This is a genomic window from Burkholderia sp. L27(2015), assembly GCF_009765705.1.
Taxonomy (GTDB): domain Bacteria; phylum Pseudomonadota; class Gammaproteobacteria; order Burkholderiales; family Burkholderiaceae; genus LMUX01.
Window position 1 is genome coordinate 684,288 of sequence record NZ_LMUX01000021.1, and the last position, 16,393, is coordinate 700,680.

Sequence of the window (16,393 nt, forward strand, 5' to 3'; positions counted from 1 at the left end):
TTATTCGAAGGAAGGTTTGCCGTGGGCATTCAACCCCTCCACGCTTACTAGTATCTCAAACTTTGACGCTTCTCACTTGCTAAGCAATAAATACCATTTTGCGTTTACGCCTGCCACCATCAACCCTTTCTGGAAGATTACAAATAATCTCACGTTGTTGGCGCTTTGCTGTGCATAAGCTGTGGAAATTTCTTGTATGAGACCGGGAGCGAAAGTGGATAAGTTGTTCGACTCGCACGCAAGTATAAAAGTTGTCCCTTCTTTGCGCACGTAATCATGCATGGGCCCACATGGTTATCCCGCAGCCAAGTTCTTGATAGAAATTAAAAAAATTCAGTTATCCACAGAAATTGGTGTGTGTTGTTAACGATTACTATCATTAAATAATGATTCTGTTAACACCATAAAGACAAGAACGATCACCGGCGAGGCCACCGCTGAGAATCATGCGCCGCGGCCTCACCGTTGGCCGAAGGCCCAGCCACCGCCTTTCTGCGCAAACCTGCTTACAGGCCGCTGGCGGACCTCGAAGAGACCCCTCACCCCCGTGGGTTCAGATTAACGAACGCGCCTGCGCAAGGGGTCGTTTAATCGTCCAGCAGGCCAACAACCTCTGCCGAGCCCAGTCCAAAAACAAAAAAGCGAACCGAAATTCGCTTGTCATCCTCAAGTCACCGATCGCCCCCTATGCGCTCCTCATGCGCTCGCTTATCGCGGGTGCGGGTCGGTGCGACGTATTGTCGCGTATCGTCGAGACGTCTCGCCATGTGCCCCGGCGTGCCCTAGGCTCGACCGCGCCATTGCAGACATTGCTGCCTGACCGCCTCGTTCAAAGAGTGGGAGTGTTCGCCTTCCTGAATTTGACGCAGCCAGGTTGCATCGTTGATCCCCGATCGCACCATAGAGCGAATTTCCTCGAGTGCGTCCTCCGACTTCAGTACAGCCGCATGCGGCGCGAGCAGGTCCAGCGTTTGGAGAATATCTTCCGCAATGGTCTTGCGCGCGCTGTTGTGCGCATTGGCATAGTGACCTGCCAGGCCAAATCGGCAGGCCTCGAAGCGGTTGAACGTGTAGACCAGGTAATCGTCTTCCTCGGGCGTAACCGGCTTGTCGAGCAAGAGGTAGCGCGCCAGCGTCTGGATATAGGCTGCAATCGCGGCGGCTCGTTCGATGGACAAAGGTGTATCCATCACCCTGACTTCGATCGTGCCGAATTCGGGCTTGGGCCGAATATCCCAATAGAAATCCTTCATGCCTTCGACAACACCCGTCGCAACCATCTTGGAAAAATACGCTTCAAAATCCTGCCAAGTCAGCACGAACGGCGCGCGCCCGGAAAGCGGGAACGCAAATACGGAGTTCAGCCTGGCTGAATGAAAACCGGTGTCCACGCCCTGAACGAACGGCGACGAAGCGGATAAAGCGATGAAGTGCGGGATGTAACGCGACATCGAATGCAGCAGGTATAGCGCTTGATCGGCGTTCGGACAGCCGATATGGACATGCTGGCCGAATACCGTGAACTGCTTGGCAAGGTAGCCGTATAGCTCCGACAGATACTGGAACCGCGGCGAATCGAAAATCTGCCGCTCGGTCCAGTGCTGAAAAGCATGAGTTCCCCCGCCGCATAAACCGACGTTGAGATGATCGGCCGCGTCGACGAGCACATCGCGGATCGTGCGTAGTTCGTCGAGCGCCTGCGCATGACTGGTGCAGATACCGGTCGCCATCTCGATCATGCTTTCGGTAATTTCCGGCTTGATATCGCCAGGTACCTTCTTGTTGCCGACCAGTCGCATCAAATCCGACGCGGCGTTGGTCAAATCGTAATCGTGGGTATTGACGATCTGAATTTCCAGTTCAACCCCAAAGGTGAACGATTCTGAATCGTGGAATGGACCCAATGACATGCTGCAACTCCTCAAATATTTGTTCCAACCGCTATGCTCGACCCGTAAGGTCCGGCATTGATGATCGCCTTACTGTTCACATTTGCTGATCGCGTTCGCCGCTCGTGTTACTGCTGATGTCACGGCTCATTTTATTGCTTATGCTCATTGTTTCCGCTCCCCCACCCACGCCAAACAGCGATACACCAACAACGGCGCCCCAACTTGCAAAATCACAATGGCGCACATGATCACAGCACGCAGATCCGGATCGAAACCGGGGTACAGGGTGTACGTATCGTCGACTAACAGATAGGCCAGCGAAGACATCGGCGCGAGCGACAAGCCCAATGCCGTCCCTTGTTTGAAGTCAATACCGCTGGGCTTCGCAAACGCCAATACGCCAGCGAGCTTGGCCACCAACCTGGCAGCGATAAGCACCAGCGCAGCGAGTCCACCATATTCGATGAATTGCCAATGGAAGGTGGTGAGCGTCAGCACGAACAGAATCACGGTCAGCAAGCGCCCCGCCGTGCCGAAATGCTCGGGCCACAACTGCGGACGGTCATCCATATTCTTGAACAGGATACCGGCGCCCAACATCACCAGGATGATCGATAGCTTGAATACCTGCGCAACCGCTACGGCCAGCAGAATGAGCCCCATCAATGCCACGAACGAATGCTCGTCCTGGATACTGAAGCGCCGATAAAACAAATTACAGCCGCGCGCCAGCAAATAAGCAAGGATCAACGATCCACCGATCAAGTACAGCGGCGCGAGTAGCGTCGCGAAAAAATCGCCGTAAAACGTCTGATGCAGCCAGCCGGAAATAAGCTTGGTCAAGATCACGGCCAGCATGCTGTTTAACGCAGTGAGCGTAAGCAGGCGCTGAGTCACTTGGCCTTCGGCTTTCAACTCGGTCTTGAGTTGAATCACCATGGCCGGTGAAGTCGAGATGGCAATTGCTGCGATCACCATTGCAGTCAAGATCGGCAAACCGATCGCTCGCATGGCAACCAGTACGAGCACAAATGTCAGTAGCGCTTCCGCAAGACTGGTCACGATCAACCAGACGTTCTTGCGCATCCACTGCAAATTCAGGCGGCTGCCCAATTCAAACAGCAGCAAGCCGAGCGCAACATCGAGTACGAGTCTGGCCTCTACGCTGAGGTTGGCATTAATGACATCGAACCCAGCAGATCCTGCCAACAAGCCAATCACGGCATAAGCGCTAATGCGTGGCAAACGCCACGCACGCCAGCAAATTTCGCTGAGCAAGCCCGCGGCAAGCAAGGCCAAACCGGCCCAAAAAATTGAATCAGGCACAAGTGGCCAATCCGGCAAAAATGAAAATGCCGATGTCATGGGGCAAATTCCTCCAATTGTTTCAGTTGCGCCCGCTTCGCCTTGGCGACGAGCGCGATTGATAAGACGTGACCCAAAGCATGACCCGATGCGTCGTCCGAACCGGAACCCGGTCTAGAACGATGACGCGTTGACGGCGGGCTCGCGTCGGCCCGATGCCGCTTCATGGAAATTGATGGAATCGAAGCCGCGTGTAGCGTAGTCGTCCGGCAAAACTCGATTTTTCTACAAAAATGAGCAGATCTTGGAGATGTACTTCGCAGCACGAGAGGCTTGAGCGCCCTAGCCAGCCTGAAACCTCGACAGATTTCGCAGGTTTGCCGGTTCGGGAAGCGACATCATTGTGCCATAGCTTGTTCTGGACCCTACTCCAACGCTCCCTGGAGCGGGGCTGCTTTACTCCTCTTGGTTTTTGATCGGTTTTGAAACGATGCGGCGCTGCAGTTAGCTCAGACAGTCGAGTTTCAGATTTGTTTTAAATCTTTTATATGTATACATCGTAGTAGTTAACAAGCAGGGACGATTTCTGTGGATAACTGTCTTATTCGTTGATAAATCATGTGCTTAACGGCCGCACAACCGCTCTGACAAAAGTTGCGTGGCGTCGGGGAGCGCGGGATAAGTTTTGAGGCGAGGGGCGGGCAAGCCAAGTTATCCAGAATCCGTCCACAGGCAATACAGAATTCGCAGCGGTGTTTGTCCACAGCTTATCAACGGGGTTAGGCTCGCAACGTCTGCCGTAATACCCGCAATAGAAAACGCGCCGGATCCACGCCGTCGGCTAGCTTGCGATCGACTGGCCAGGGCTCGCCATCAAGTTGCGAAGCGATAAGTTCAGCGCCCAGCGCTGCCCACGTCAAACCCCTGGAGCCATAGGCCGTCGCTGTGTATAAACCGGGGATGCGGGGTATATCCGCCAAATGAGCACCATTCAAGGTACTGGCGAGCGCCAAGGCCGCAGCCTCATCGGCAACCGGTCCGATCACCGGCATGCGATCCGAGGTGACACAGCGCAAGCCTACTCGGCCGGCGAGTGTCGCCGAATCGAAATGGCTACGCGATGAGGGCACCAGATGCGCAAGCCGATCGAGATTTTCGCGCTGGCTGGTCCACCGCACCTCAGGATCGGTATCGTCTAAATCGTAGCTGGCACCGGTCATCAGTGACCCGGAGTTCAAGCGCACTAAGTAGCCGTCGCCGATCAGCGGTATTTCGGGCGCTAGATGTGCGGCGTCGGATGAGAGCGGCAACACGGTAATTTGTCCGCGGATGGCGGTCAGCGGCAAATGTCTTGAGCCAAGCAGACGCTGCGCATCGACCGCGCTGGCCACGATCACCACCGAGGCATCGGCGATCGACGCGCCGTGCGCATCGATGACATGCCAGCGGTCGCCGCGCTTTTCAAGGCGCTGCGCCGCTTGACCGAAAAGACGCTTAAGCCGCACGCCGGCCGCATCAAGTTGAGCTTTACACAAGGCTGCCGGATCCAGCCATCCGCCACGCGCAAACAACCATCCGCCAAAGGCTGGTGTCACGCCTATGTGTAAAGCGGCTTGTCTGCGGCTAACCAGCCTGACGTAGGAATCCGGCAATGCCAAGCGTTCGAGCGTCGCTTGCATCGCTGCAAACTCCTCCTCATTTTGCGCGGCAACGAATAGGCCGTCCGAATGCCAGTTAAACGACGCGCCGCAATCACGCAGATCGGACCAGCGACGCAATGCATACAAAAACCCCGCACGTGACAGGCGAGCCGCAAAGCTATCGTCTGACGTGACGATAGGGTGAAACACACCCGCGGGATTGCCCGAAGCTTCTTGCGCCGCGCTCGCTTGTCGTTCAATCAGAGTGACTTGCCACCCGCGTGCGGCGAGTCGTTCGACCAACGCGCAGCCAGCAAGGCCGGCACCGATCACGATCGCGTCGCGCGCGGCGTGAGGGCAGATTTCAGAAAAAGGCGCAGGTGGCTCGTGGCGTCTGACTCGAAATCGTGGCGCGAAAGAGGCCACGATACGGCCGCTGTTGCCGTCATCGTTATCGTGGTCATCGTGCACCGCGGTTATTTCAAAACCGTATTCACGCAGCCGTTTGCGTAACCCCGCGTGCATTGATGTAGCCACTAGCGTGGCATGCTGTGCTGCCAAGCGCGTTAAACCGCGTAATAGAAACGGGCCCTGTACGGTCTGCGCGTCGGCAGGTGAGTTGCTAATGAGTGGATCAACGAGCGAATCGACGAGCGAAGCGGAATTCGAGTTGGAAGTCGCATCGACATAAAACGCGTCGGCACGCATCGCTAGGGTCGGCAATGTCGATAGCAGCTCGCCGAAAACCAACGTGAGCACGACGCGGCCTGCGGCGAACTCTAGCCGTTGTGTTCCCGATAACAGGGTGGGCCATTGCGCGCACAGATGTCGCGCGAGCTCTCGCACCAGCGGATCGAATGCAACTGCGGTCAGTGTTTGGTGCAATGCGGTGGCGTCCGGCGGACTCGCTTCGAGCACGACGAAATGCAGTCGCTCGCATCTCAGTGAATCGTTCTGCCAGGCTGCCCAGGTGGCCAGAAAATCGAGTCCAGTGCCAAAACCGGTTTGTAGAATCGCAAAACGATCGCGATGCTGCCAGCGTTCAGGCAAACCACTATCTCGTAAAAAAACCTGGTTGGACTGTTCGGGGTGGGTCACGAAATGGGTCGGTGGAGCGCGAAAGCCAGTGCGCAAATGGGGATGCGGGATGGCAAAGCCAGTGTGGGCAAGCGCCGCCTGGGTATCAATGCGTTGGCAAAAACCAACGTTAGAACGCGGTTAGAGGGGAATTCCCAGAACATAAAAGCGCTCTTTTTCGCAATTGCTGCCCAATTTTGGGTAAAACTGGCACATTACGTGAAAACCCGCGTCAAATCTAAGCCCGGAGGTGGTTATCATAGCAAGCCTGCCGTGGTAACGTAGTGCAGTCGCGGTCAGTAACCGGTCTGCCTCTCGTTAAGCGACTTTTTTTGCGGCACTACGTAAATGCTCGACGGCACGGCCCGCATACGTATAATCGTGGCGGTTGTGCTGTTCGTATCAACCCAAACCGAGAAAGGAACCTCATGAATAAACAGGAACTGATCGATGCCGTCGCCGCTCAGACTGGCGCGAGCAAAGCTAGCACCGGCGAAACGCTGGATACGCTGTTGGAAGTGGTCAAGAAAGCCGTTGCCAAAGGTGATGCAGTTCAATTGATCGGCTTTGGAAGTTTCGGTTCGGGCAAGCGCGCTGCGCGCACTGGCCGTAACCCGAAGACTGGCGAAGCAATCAAGATTGCTGCGGCAAAGACCGTCAAGTTCACTGCCGGCAAAGCGTTCAAAGACGCCGTCAACAACAAGAAGTGAGTTGAACCCTCACGTTGTTGATGCCCGCCGCCGGCGGGTTTTTTTTCGTCCGCGTTTTGTCGATGTACGGCAACGCCGCGCGGATAGAGGTGGGTAGGATAGGTTAAGGACGTTGTATTTTTAAGCGCTGGCACACGCTATCGGGGCGGGCGGTGAATGAATTCGTTGTCGTTGCTCGCGCCACGATAAATCAGTACGCCTGATTGCTTGCTCACGCTACGGGATGGTTGGGCGATATTTTTTGCCGACTTGGGTGTCTCGATCACATCCGTCGAGCGCGGGAAATTACTGGGCAAAGGTGGAGGCAAATCGCCCACCTGATTCCAGCCTACGAGGATGGCGTAGATTTGCTGGCCGTACTGGTCGCGCAGCGCCGGCGTTGCGGAATGGTAAGCACCGACTGCCTGCCAAGTGTCGCCGTAGCGCAGCATTTGCCGGCGCAGATGCCAGGCGCCGATATACACGTTGGCGCATGGTTGCATCAGCGTGTCGAGCGAGATGCCGTATTGCGACAGCGCCGGCATATGAACGGAGTTGATCTGCATCAGGCCGTAATCGACCGTACCGTTGTTGTTGGAGTGTGTCGCGTCCGCATGGTTATGTGACTCTTGCCAAGCGATCGCGCGCAACAACATGGGATTGACATGTTCATAGGCCGCAGCCTCGTCAAAGCAATCGGCATGCGCCGCTTGGCCGATCGCGAGCGCCGCAAGCGCAAACGATACGCGGGCCCAGCGCATAATGTGCCAGGTTAGTCGTAACGGTTTCAAACTGGCGCGCTGTTGCATAAGGACGAGTGGCAAGGTCGGATCGGCCGGAAACGATGCAGCGGATTTGCGAATTCAGTGGAACAGCGCAACGAGCGGCGCAACAAGCAGCCTTTTGCCGTGAGCGAGATCAACCTTCGCCCCCGTACTTTGAGCGACAATAGTGCGCCCGTCACTTTTTTGCTCATTATAGAGGTTGCAGCATGCGTTCTTACTATCCCCGTGCAGTCCCCGGTTCGTCTTTCCGGGCCACGTCGGCCTCGCGTCGTCGTCAGGCAGGACTGACCTTATTGCGTCTCATGCTGTTGCTGGGTGCCATCGGTATCGTGTTGACGATTGCCGCGCACTACCTGCTCGCACACTGAACGTATGCCCTAATTACACCGCGCCTCAGTGCGTTGCCGAGTCGCGAACTCGCGCTAGGCTAAAATGGTCGGAACAAGGCACCGTAACGAATCACGGTAACAAATCATGAAAAAAACGCGCGGTAATAAATCGTAAGGTCGCCGCCGGCTCACGTAACCCGCGGCAAATCCGCAGCAGATATCCTGTTCGCGACCCGCACCCAGCCTTTCATCGTAACCTTCACCTCAGGATTGCCCATGCGACTTGCCCGCCTCTCTCACCGCGCCGCGCCACGAATCACGGCGAGAGGAACGATGCGTCTGTCGCGTCTGGGATTGCGTGCGGTGCTGCTGACCAGCCTGTTGGCGGGCTGCACGGTGGGTCCCGATTACAAACGTCCAGCGGTGGCAGTGCCGGCGCAGTTCAAGGAAGCTGCACCGGGATGGAAGACCGCGCAACCTGATGATCAAAGCACGCGCGGTCCGTGGTGGGAAGTGTTCAACGATCCCGAGCTCAACGCGCTGGAAGTGCGCGTGAATGCGGCGAACCAGACGGTGGCGAGTTTTGAGGCAGCTTACCGGCAGGCCAACGCGTTGGTATCCCAAGCGAATGCCGCGTATTTTCCGACCTTGGGGCTATCGGCCAGCCACACACGCTCGAAATCGTCGTCGGCCAGCTTCAGCACGGGCAGTACAAACCTGAGCACGCCGGGCCGCATCAGCAACGACAATTCGACCTCGCTCGACGCTTCATGGGAACCCGATCTCTGGGGCAAAATCCGGCGCCAGGTCGCGGGAGAGAAAGACAGTGCGCAAAGTGCCGCCGCCAATCTCGCCAATGCACAGCTCTCGGCACAGGGCACCCTGGCCCAGACCTATTTTCAACTGCGCGCGCTGGACGCTGCACAGCAACTGCTCGACTCGACGGTGGTTGCTTTCCAGAAATCGCTAGACCTGACTCAGAATCGGTATAACCAAGGCGTCGCCGCGCGCTCCGACGTGCTGACCGCACAAACCCAGTTGCAACAGGCGCAGGCGGCCGCGTTGGACAACGGCATCCTGCGTGCTCAATACGAGCACGCCATCGCGGTGCTGATCGGCGAACCCGCATCGACGTTCACGCTTGCACAGGTGCCGCTTGCGGCGACCCCGCCCGCTATCCCGTCGCAACTGCCGTCCACACTGCTGGAGCGACGCCCCGACGTAGCGGCGGCCGAACGAAACGCGGCCGCGGCCAACGAGCAAATCGGTGTTGCGATCTCGGCCTACTATCCGACTTTGACGTTGTCGGCATCAGGTGGGTTTGAGAGTAGCTCAATCAGCAATTGGCTGACGGCTCCGGCGCGTTTCTGGACTCTGGGCCCGCAGCTCGCAGGCACCTTGTTCGACGGTGGCTTGCGCGCGGCCCAGACGGATGCTGCCCGTGCGACTTATGACCAGAATGTCGCGACTTATCGCGGGACGGTGTTGTCGGCATTCCAGGATGTCGAAGACAATCTCGCCTCGCTGCGGATCCTTGCTCAGGAAGTCGAGATCAACCGCGCAGCTGCGCAATCGGCCGATCAGGCGCTCGATATTCTTCTCAATCAATATAAAGCCGGCACCGCCACCTATTTGCAGGTGATTGTTGCGCAAACCACCGCCTATTCGGCGCACCGCACGCTGGTCAACACCAACGGCAGCCGGATGGTCTCGGCGGTAGGCTTGATCAAGGCGTTGGGTGGCGGTTGGGATGCCAGCGAGCTGTCTGTCGCGAAGCACGGTTGAATCGGCCCGGTTGAATTAGCGCGGTTGAACCAGCGGGCCTGATTTAGTACGCTTGAGTCGGCATGGTTGACCAGCGCGGCCGAATCGCCGCGCAGCGCTAACGTACCGGTCAGCGCTGGCGCAGGCGCAGGCGTTGCCTAAGGCGCCGACAGCGGCGATGCCACGTCGAAGGTCCGATACGCTTCGATATACGCATCGAAATCGCTCGCTTCGTCGCGTTCAAGACGTTGCTGCTCGGCAAGTGAAGCGCGTGTCAGCTCTTCGAAGTACGCGCTTTGCCCTGCTTCGAGCGGACGCGCCCGAAAGCCCCGCGCATGCTCCTCACTGATTTGCAGCGCAAATTGCGCGAGACTTTGCTTGCGCGAGCGCAGGGTTTCCAGAACGCGTGCCGATGGCGTCAGCGACAGATCATCGAGCTTGGCGCGTTGTGTCGCAATCGCTGTGCAATGACTATCGCTCGTGCAGCGAGTGCCGCGAGCATGATCGAGTGCCTGCGCCGCTTGCTCGATTTGCTCGAACAACTCGCGCGCCCATTCCTGCATATCGAGTGCCACGCCGTTGCGGCGCAACTGCAAACCCGGGCGACGACCTTGCGTGACGACCTGCGCAAAATTGGCGTTGGCCTCGTCGTGTTCGGCGCGCGCCAGCAGCGGGCTATCCTGCAGCGCACAGAACAGTAGGAACGCATCGAGAAAGCGCGCGGTCGGTAACGCGATGCCGGTGGGCTCGAACGGGTCGATATCGAGGCAGCGCACTTCGACGTATTGAATCCCGCGCGAGGACAAGGCGCGCAGAGGACGCTCGCCTGAGTTAATCACGCGCTTGGGACGGATCGTCGAATAGAACTCGTTTTCTATTTGTAAAACATTGGTATTGATCTGTACCCACTCGTGGCCTTGCCGCGTGCCGATTTTCTCGTAGGCCGGATGCGGTTGGCTGACGGCGCGCGCGAGGCTCTCGACATAGGCCGCGAGCGTATCGTAGTTGGGCGCCATGCCCGCTTGCGCCGGGTTGTTCTGATAACCGAGATCGCTCATGCGCAAACTGGTTGCATAAGGCAGGAACAGCGTATCGGCGTCCAGCGTTTCGAGCTGATGCGCGTGGCCGCGCAAGAAGTTGGTGCTCACAGCCGGCGACGCGCCGAACAACACCATCAGCAGCCAGCTATAACGCCTGAAATTGCGCAATAGCGCGAGATAGCGCTCGGACTGGAAATCGACAGAGGCCGCGTCGCTGTGCTCATGTTCTCGCAGCACGCGCCAGACATCGTCAGCCAGCGAGTAGTTGTAATGTATTCCCGCGATGCATTGCATCGAACGGCCGTAGCGTAGCGCCAAGCCGCGACGGTACACATGCTTGAGCCGACCGATGTTCGAGCTGCCGTATTCGGCGATCGGAATCTGGTCGTCGGCCGGCAATGCGCACGGCATCGATTCGTTCCACAGCAGTTCCTGGCCGAGCTTGCTATAGACATGGCGATGCAGCGCATCGAGATAATCGAGGGTCATCGCCACATCCGGCTCGGCGGGCGTGATGATTTCAAGCAGTGCTTCGGAATAGTCGGTGGTGACGAGCGGATTTGTTAGTGCCGAGCCCAGCACGCGGGGGTGCGGTGTCATCGCCAGCGTTCCCTGCGGGGTGACTCGGAGGCTTTCTTTTTCGATTCCGCGCAACCCCTGCGCCAGCAAGTTGGGCGAGGGCGATGCGTCGCCTGCGTCATCCGTAAATAGAGCGAGGCGTTGGGCAAATACGCCATAGGGCGCGGAAGAAAACGTGTTCGACATGAGTGGCCAAGTGCGCGGCGCACTGGCGACGGGCCAGTTTGCAGCTATCGATAAGGTAGGCGCACTTTATCATTCCCTCTCAGACCTTGCTTGAGCCCGCGCCAGCCGGGCCTCTGGCTCAGATAGACGTTCCTGATCGAGCAGGGCTGCTTTGCGCGCAAGCCCCCACCGGTAACCGGCCAGAGCACCGCTTTTTTGAACAATACGATGACACGGAATCAATAGCGCAACCGGGTTGCGCGCACATGCACTGGCCACCGCGCGTACCTTGTTCGGGGCGCCCAACGCCTGGGCAAGTTCGGTGTAGCTCAGGGTGGTGCCATAAGGCACCTGCTGCAACTGTTGCCAGACTTGCTGCTGAAAAGCGGTGGCTTGCACGTCCAGGGGCATTTGCAGGAAACGCCGCTGGCCGCCCAGATAAGCGGTGATTTGCTCGAGCCAGGCGCCAAGCCGGCCCTGATCGGGTAGCAATTTCGCGTGATTGAATTGCGTATGGAGTTGGGCGAGCAAGGTCTCGCTGTCGTCGCCCAGCGCGAGCGCGCATACCCCTTTATCAGTAGCGGCGATCATGCAGGTGCCCAACGGCGTTTCGCAACTGGCGTATTCGATCGCGAGTCCGGCGGCACCCTTGCGGTAAGCGGCCGGCGACATGCCCAGAGTGTCGCGTACCGCGTGATACATACGTGAGGTCGAACCGAAACCGGCGGCGTGGGTCGCCACGGTGACGCTAGCGCCGGCGCTGAGCGCGTTTTTTAGCGTGGTCACCCGCAAACTGGCTTGATAGGCACGCGGGGACACGCCCAGCACACGCTTGAAGAGCCGTTGCAAGTGGAAGGGGCTCAGATAAACCTGTGCGCTCAACTGCGCAAGTGTCATGCGCTGTTCAGGGTGGCGCGCCAGCACCGCGCAGGCGCGCTGCACCATTTCGACTTCACGTGGCACCGTGGTCGGTCGACAACGTTTACAGGGCCGGTAGCCGGCAGTCAATGCTTGCTCGGCATCGTCGAAGAATGTCACGTTCTCGCGGCGGGGCAAACGTGAGACGCAACCCGGTCGGCAAAAAATACCGGTTGTGCGTACGGCGTAGAAAAAGGCTAGGGCCGCCGCTTCGTCTCGTTCGACCAATGCCGCCCAGCGCGCCGCGTCACTGGCGTAATCTGTCTGCGCTGCGGGTGCGTCGGAGCGCGATAAGGGGGAATAATTTGAGTTCATAGCCTTACTTTAGCGATGCCAGACTCTTTTTGCGGCCCGAAACTTGCTGTTACATTGGGTCGGCCCGACTCGCAGAAGACCGCCCAGTATAGAAAACAAGCGTTGCTGATAAACAACATGTTGGAAAACCCTAATATAGGTGTTGCAACGCAACATGCTTTCCGCTATATTTGAGCTGTCTCCTCCATGTCTCCTCCTGATATGGATTCCGCCCGCTCCTCGTGAGCGGGTTTTTTTTGCCCAAAAATCGGCCGAGAAGGTAGAGCGACAGGTTTGCGGCACGGCCGACCGAGCGCGTAAATACGGCCGTCGAGATTCAATTCTGCGCTCTGGGCGGTGATAATGCGACAGCCCCAAGAAAAGCCGCCACCTCCGATACACTGCTACCGAAGGCGTACAGCGCTCATTCGCCCACCTCTGATGCGGTTCACGATGAAATTTTCGATGCACTCTTATCTGCCACCGCTAGTCACGCTGTGCGTTGCCCTGTCGCTGACAACCGCCACCGGCGTCGCGCACGCGCAATCGAGCCCGACGTCCTCTGCCTCACCCGCGGCCGCATCTGCCGTAGCTACACCCTCCACAGCAACAACTTCCGCAGCGACATCGGCGGCAGTAGGATCGGTGCCGCCTCAGTCGGATTGGGTCGTTACATTGGGTGCTGGGGTCATGGTCGGGCCGAAATATCCCGGCAGCAACTCGATGCGCTTCCAGCCGATTCCGGCTATCGATATCGAATACAAGAACCTGTTGTTCGCCAAGCAAGACATGCCGCTAGGCGTGTATTTTATCAACACGCCGGTTTGGAGCGCCGGCTTGGCGGTGCAGTACGATAATACCCAGCGCCGCCCCAGCGACAATCCGGCACTCGCGGCGATAGGCGGCGTCGATTCGACCTATCGAGCCAAGTTGTTCGGTTCCTACACCTTGTCGGCTCTGACGTTTTCCACTTCGGCCGCGCAGGATATCGGCGGTCATTCGGAAGGCCTGTTGATCGACGCGAATGTGATTGGCACGTTGCCGCTGGGTTCGAAGTGGTATCTGAGTGCGGGGCCCGGTACTACCTGGGGTAACAGCCAGTATCAGAACACCTTCTTCGGCGTGAACCAGGCGCAAAGCGCCGCGTCGGGGCTGCCGCAATACCAGGCCCACGCGGGGCTGCGCGATATCTACCTGAGTTTTGAAGCCGATTATCTGATTACCAAGCATTGGACAGCCACGGCCACGGTCAAAATCGCGCAGCTGCAAAGCAGCGCAGCCCACGGGCCGGTTACGCAAAGCCGCCAGCAGACGACTACGACGGCGGCGCTGTCTTACACGTTCTAACTGCGACGTTTTAACCCCGAGAGGCTGCAACCCCGAGGCTTTAAACCCGGCGTTCTAAGTCGTTTTAGGTTGGCACGAGGCAGAGCCTGCGTTCGCCGGTTCACCGACGATCCGGTTCCTTGAGCACAGTCCATTCCACGGCCACTGGATCGGCGTCGGCGGCGCCTACCCACACCTGGCCGTCCTGGATCGTGCATTGCAGCCGCATGGTCCGTTGCGCCAGGGTCGCGAGCGACGCGGCCACGCCATCCGCCAGGCTCAGCACGGTCAAATTACGCGCCCGGTCGAGTTTGCCACGGATAGGCTGCCACCATAAATCGGCGACCCGGCCCGAATACGCGCACAGCCAAACCTGGTCGGCGCGTCCACAGGCCTTGAGCAGCCGGCGTTCATCAGGCTGTCCGACCTCGATCCATTGTTCGATGCGCCCGGTCAAGTCCCGACGCCATAGGTCGGGCTCATCGACATCGCTCAAACCCTTGCAGAATTCGAGCCGTTCGTCGGCGTTCAAGGCAAAGGCGAGCAGCCGTACCATCATGCGTTCATCGGTTTCGGACGGATGGCGGGCGATCGTCAGCGCGTGGTCGGCGTAGTAGTGCCGCTCCATGTCCGCGATCTGCAGCTCTGCTTTATAGATGGTTGATTTGATGGCCATGGGTCTACCGAGTTGCGGCTGAATTGCGATTATGCGCGAGCGGATGCGCGCTGCGCATGATGCCACAGCCGGCGCGACTCGCCCAAGATCCTCGCATTGGGCACCATGGCTGAGCGATGCGCGCGCTGTCGCGCCTATCACCGGTGGACTGTGTCGACGCGCCGGGCTACCATGCAGCGGCACGGCAACGTAAGCGCGATGATGGCGTAGCGCTCGATTGCCACCCCTACTCCGCTATTTGCCAACAAGGATACGCGATGATAAAAGCCCTCTTTGCCGCCTTGCTCGTCGGCGGCATCGTACTGATCGCGTTTGGCTTTCAGTCCCTGCATTCGCTTGGCAACGACGTATCACGGTTTTTTACCGGTTCTCCCACCGATAAAACCATGATGCTGTTTGTCGGCGGCGCGGTGGCCGCGGCTGCCGGCCTATTCGGCCTCGCCTTCTCAAGTCGCCGTTGACCGCGACGGTGTGAGCACACTATGTGAGCGCAACGCGTGTAGGGTCATGCAACCGGTCAGACCGTCACGCCAGTAGCCGGGAGCACGATTTCCGGCTTGGTGGCTGAACGGGTACCGGGCACCGGCGCATTGTCGGCGCCGTGGTAGGTGAACACCAACGAGAGTTTGACGTCGGCGCTGGTATTCTTGCCTGCCGAATGCAAGGTGTTGCAGTGGAAAAACACTACGTCGCCCGCCCCCAGTTCGGGTGCGACGGCTGTCGCGATCAGCGACTGGTTTTCCGGCAGATCGGAGCGGAAGAATTTCGCGCCTTCGAAACGATCGGCTTCGAAGGCCATGCGGTGTGAGCCGGGCACGAACCACAGGCCACCGTTTTCGGCCGTTTCCGGCCCCAACGCGACCCACGTGGACATCAGGTCGTCGCGCTCGAATGCCCAATAACGGAAATCACGATGCCAGCCCGTCAAACTGCCATACGCCGGATGTTTAGTCATCAGGCAATTATGATGGGCACGCGACATCCATACGGTGCTGTCAAAATATTGCCGCAGCCACTCGCTGATTTGCGGGTCAGTCGCGCATGCCGCGAAGTCGGGATCTCGCCCATAGGCATCCAGCAGACGCCTGACCGTCTCTCCGCCGCGCGCATTACGCGATTCCGGGGCTCCGGGATAGCGCAGGTCTGCTTCGTATTCCAGTGGCCCCTGGCGTTGCGCCAACTGCTGCGCGGCCACGGCGCGCAGACGTGCGACCCGTGGCGGGCTGAGCAGCCCGCGCACGATCACATACCCCGTGTCGCGCAGCGTGGCGATTTGTTGCCCTATGTGGTTTGATGAAAGCATAACGATAGACCCGAGATTCCTGCCAAGTCGCTATTGTAGCGGCGCGCGCACCCCACGCGCACTCCGAGCGTATCCCGCGCGCACTCCTATAAAGCAACGCAGCCCCGAGCGCATGAGGCGGATAGCCGACGGGCGCGAGCCCGGGGCGGCGAAAAATACGCGCCGCAGCAGGGCAAATAGGTATCCGAACATAAACTATTTAACTTGCACTGCAACAACCGGCTGGCCCCCGGCTATATGGTGGACACTTAGTGTTACCGACTTTCATATTGCGTCGCAACACGCTTGATCGAGGCGGATAAGGGCTAGGCACTATCTTTTTCGAGCTTGTCTCCTATACTCAAATAGCACACATAAAACATAAGAGCGGGGACCGACAATGCCTTATTTAACGCTGAACGATCTGATTCTGTTGATACCGATGGGGCTGGCAGGAGCACTTTTCTTCGGAACCATTCCTGCAAGATCTAAAGTGAAACTCAACTCTTTGCGGATAGTCGGAGCTTTGATCGGCATGTTGGGTGCGCTCATTTTAGTGGAAGGCCTGCCTATGTTGGTCTGACGTTGCAGTCATCTATGGCGCGTCTAAGACGCGCACTACTCCGGCATTT

The 16,393-nt window shown here is 58.2% G+C and carries 13 protein-coding genes and 1 pseudogene; 6 read left to right on the forward strand and 8 right to left on the reverse strand.

Annotated features, from left to right (window positions below):
- Window positions 1-782: 782 nt before the first annotated feature.
- From GSQ77_RS21450 to mnmC, 3 genes are all read right to left on the reverse strand, one after another.
- Entirely contained in the window at window positions 783-1,910 is a 1,128-nt protein-coding gene (locus GSQ77_RS21450) for a YbdK family carboxylate-amine ligase (protein ID WP_158904768.1), read from the reverse strand.
- A gap of 144 nt (window positions 1,911-2,054) precedes the next feature.
- The gene (locus GSQ77_RS21455) at window positions 2,055-3,257 is read right to left on the reverse strand and encodes a cation:proton antiporter (protein WP_158904769.1); all 1,203 of its coding nucleotides are present in this window, start codon (window positions 3,255-3,257) and stop codon (window positions 2,055-2,057) included.
- A gap of 719 nt (window positions 3,258-3,976) precedes the next feature.
- Window positions 3,977-5,935, reverse strand: coding sequence for a bifunctional tRNA (5-methylaminomethyl-2-thiouridine)(34)-methyltransferase MnmD/FAD-dependent 5-carboxymethylaminomethyl-2-thiouridine(34) oxidoreductase MnmC (gene mnmC / locus GSQ77_RS21460; protein WP_301951178.1), 1,959 nt, complete (start codon window positions 5,933-5,935; stop codon window positions 3,977-3,979).
- A 407-nt stretch (window positions 5,936-6,342) separates the two neighbouring features.
- Here mnmC and GSQ77_RS21465 point away from each other — a divergent pair, with 407 nt between their 5' ends.
- Complete coding sequence (locus tag GSQ77_RS21465; RefSeq protein ID WP_158904771.1) at window positions 6,343-6,624, forward strand: HU family DNA-binding protein; 282 nt, start codon at window positions 6,343-6,345, stop codon at window positions 6,622-6,624.
- 332 nt (window positions 6,625-6,956) lie between these two features.
- On the opposite strand, the pseudogene GSQ77_RS21470 reads toward GSQ77_RS21465, so the two are convergent.
- Window positions 6,957-7,364: pseudogene (locus GSQ77_RS21470) on the reverse strand (lytic transglycosylase domain-containing protein); the annotation flags it as partial.
- Between the two features lie 230 nt (window positions 7,365-7,594).
- On the opposite strand from GSQ77_RS21470, the gene GSQ77_RS21475 reads away from it, so the two are divergent.
- On the forward strand, window positions 7,595-7,756 hold the full coding sequence (locus GSQ77_RS21475) for a hypothetical protein (protein WP_158904773.1): 162 nt from the start codon (window positions 7,595-7,597) through the stop codon (window positions 7,754-7,756).
- A gap of 294 nt (window positions 7,757-8,050) precedes the next feature.
- A complete protein-coding gene (locus GSQ77_RS21480; protein ID WP_158904774.1) occupies window positions 8,051-9,502 on the forward strand; it encodes an efflux transporter outer membrane subunit in 1,452 nt (483 codons plus the stop codon).
- 137 nt (window positions 9,503-9,639) lie between these two features.
- On the opposite strand, the gene gshA is transcribed toward GSQ77_RS21480, so the two are convergent.
- Complete coding sequence (gshA, locus tag GSQ77_RS21485) at window positions 9,640-11,286, reverse strand: glutamate--cysteine ligase (protein WP_158904775.1); 1,647 nt, start codon at window positions 11,284-11,286, stop codon at window positions 9,640-9,642.
- 69 nt (window positions 11,287-11,355) lie between these two features.
- Window positions 11,356-12,498, reverse strand: a complete 1,143-nt coding sequence (gene ada / locus GSQ77_RS21490; RefSeq protein ID WP_158904776.1) for a bifunctional DNA-binding transcriptional regulator/O6-methylguanine-DNA methyltransferase Ada — start codon at window positions 12,496-12,498, stop codon at window positions 11,356-11,358.
- Window positions 12,499-12,942: 444 nt separating this feature from the next.
- Here ada and GSQ77_RS21495 point away from each other — a divergent pair, with 444 nt between their 5' ends.
- A complete protein-coding gene (locus tag GSQ77_RS21495; RefSeq protein WP_158904777.1) occupies window positions 12,943-13,824 on the forward strand; it encodes a MipA/OmpV family protein in 882 nt (293 codons plus the stop codon).
- A gap of 100 nt (window positions 13,825-13,924) precedes the next feature.
- Here GSQ77_RS21495 and GSQ77_RS21500 read toward each other — a convergent pair whose 3' ends face one another.
- Window positions 13,925-14,479 (reverse strand): YaeQ family protein, encoded by a 555-nt coding sequence (locus GSQ77_RS21500; protein ID WP_158904778.1) that lies wholly within the window; start codon window positions 14,477-14,479, stop codon window positions 13,925-13,927.
- A 257-nt stretch (window positions 14,480-14,736) separates the two neighbouring features.
- On the opposite strand from GSQ77_RS21500, the gene GSQ77_RS21505 reads away from it, so the two are divergent.
- Window positions 14,737-14,940 (forward strand): DUF3185 family protein, encoded by a 204-nt coding sequence (locus tag GSQ77_RS21505; RefSeq protein ID WP_158906446.1) that lies wholly within the window; start codon window positions 14,737-14,739, stop codon window positions 14,938-14,940.
- Between the two features lie 56 nt (window positions 14,941-14,996).
- Here GSQ77_RS21505 and GSQ77_RS21510 read toward each other — a convergent pair whose 3' ends face one another.
- On the reverse strand, window positions 14,997-15,782 hold the full coding sequence (locus tag GSQ77_RS21510) for a phytanoyl-CoA dioxygenase family protein (RefSeq protein WP_158904779.1): 786 nt from the start codon (window positions 15,780-15,782) through the stop codon (window positions 14,997-14,999).
- Window positions 15,783-16,161: 379 nt separating this feature from the next.
- Between GSQ77_RS21510 and GSQ77_RS21515 the strand changes: the two genes are divergently transcribed.
- The gene (locus tag GSQ77_RS21515; protein WP_158904780.1) at window positions 16,162-16,344 is read left to right on the forward strand and encodes a hypothetical protein; all 183 of its coding nucleotides are present in this window, start codon (window positions 16,162-16,164) and stop codon (window positions 16,342-16,344) included.
- Window positions 16,345-16,393 lie beyond the last annotated feature (49 nt).

What these genes read in the sequence shown, in the direction of transcription:
- GSQ77_RS21450 (WP_158904768.1), bottom strand. Translation starts at nt 1,910, where the DNA reads ATGTCATTGGGTCCATTCCACGATTCAGAATCGTTCACCTTTGGGGTT.
- GSQ77_RS21455 (WP_158904769.1), bottom strand. Translation starts at nt 3,257, where the DNA reads ATGACATCGGCATTTTCATTTTTGCCGGATTGGCCACTTGTGCCTGAT.
- GSQ77_RS21465 (WP_158904771.1), top strand. Translation starts at nt 6,343, where the DNA reads ATGAATAAACAGGAACTGATCGATGCCGTCGCCGCTCAGACTGGCGCG.
- GSQ77_RS21475 (WP_158904773.1), top strand. Translation starts at nt 7,595, where the DNA reads ATGCGTTCTTACTATCCCCGTGCAGTCCCCGGTTCGTCTTTCCGGGCC.
- GSQ77_RS21480 (WP_158904774.1), top strand. Translation starts at nt 8,051, where the DNA reads ATGCGTCTGTCGCGTCTGGGATTGCGTGCGGTGCTGCTGACCAGCCTG.
- gshA (WP_158904775.1), bottom strand. Translation starts at nt 11,286, where the DNA reads ATGTCGAACACGTTTTCTTCCGCGCCCTATGGCGTATTTGCCCAACGC.
- ada (WP_158904776.1), bottom strand. Translation starts at nt 12,498, where the DNA reads ATGAACTCAAATTATTCCCCCTTATCGCGCTCCGACGCACCCGCAGCG.
- GSQ77_RS21495 (WP_158904777.1), top strand. Translation starts at nt 12,943, where the DNA reads ATGCACTCTTATCTGCCACCGCTAGTCACGCTGTGCGTTGCCCTGTCG.
- GSQ77_RS21500 (WP_158904778.1), bottom strand. Translation starts at nt 14,479, where the DNA reads ATGGCCATCAAATCAACCATCTATAAAGCAGAGCTGCAGATCGCGGAC.
- GSQ77_RS21505 (WP_158906446.1), top strand. Translation starts at nt 14,737, where the DNA reads ATGATAAAAGCCCTCTTTGCCGCCTTGCTCGTCGGCGGCATCGTACTG.
- GSQ77_RS21510 (WP_158904779.1), bottom strand. Translation starts at nt 15,782, where the DNA reads ATGCTTTCATCAAACCACATAGGGCAACAAATCGCCACGCTGCGCGAC.
- GSQ77_RS21515 (WP_158904780.1), top strand. Translation starts at nt 16,162, where the DNA reads ATGCCTTATTTAACGCTGAACGATCTGATTCTGTTGATACCGATGGGG.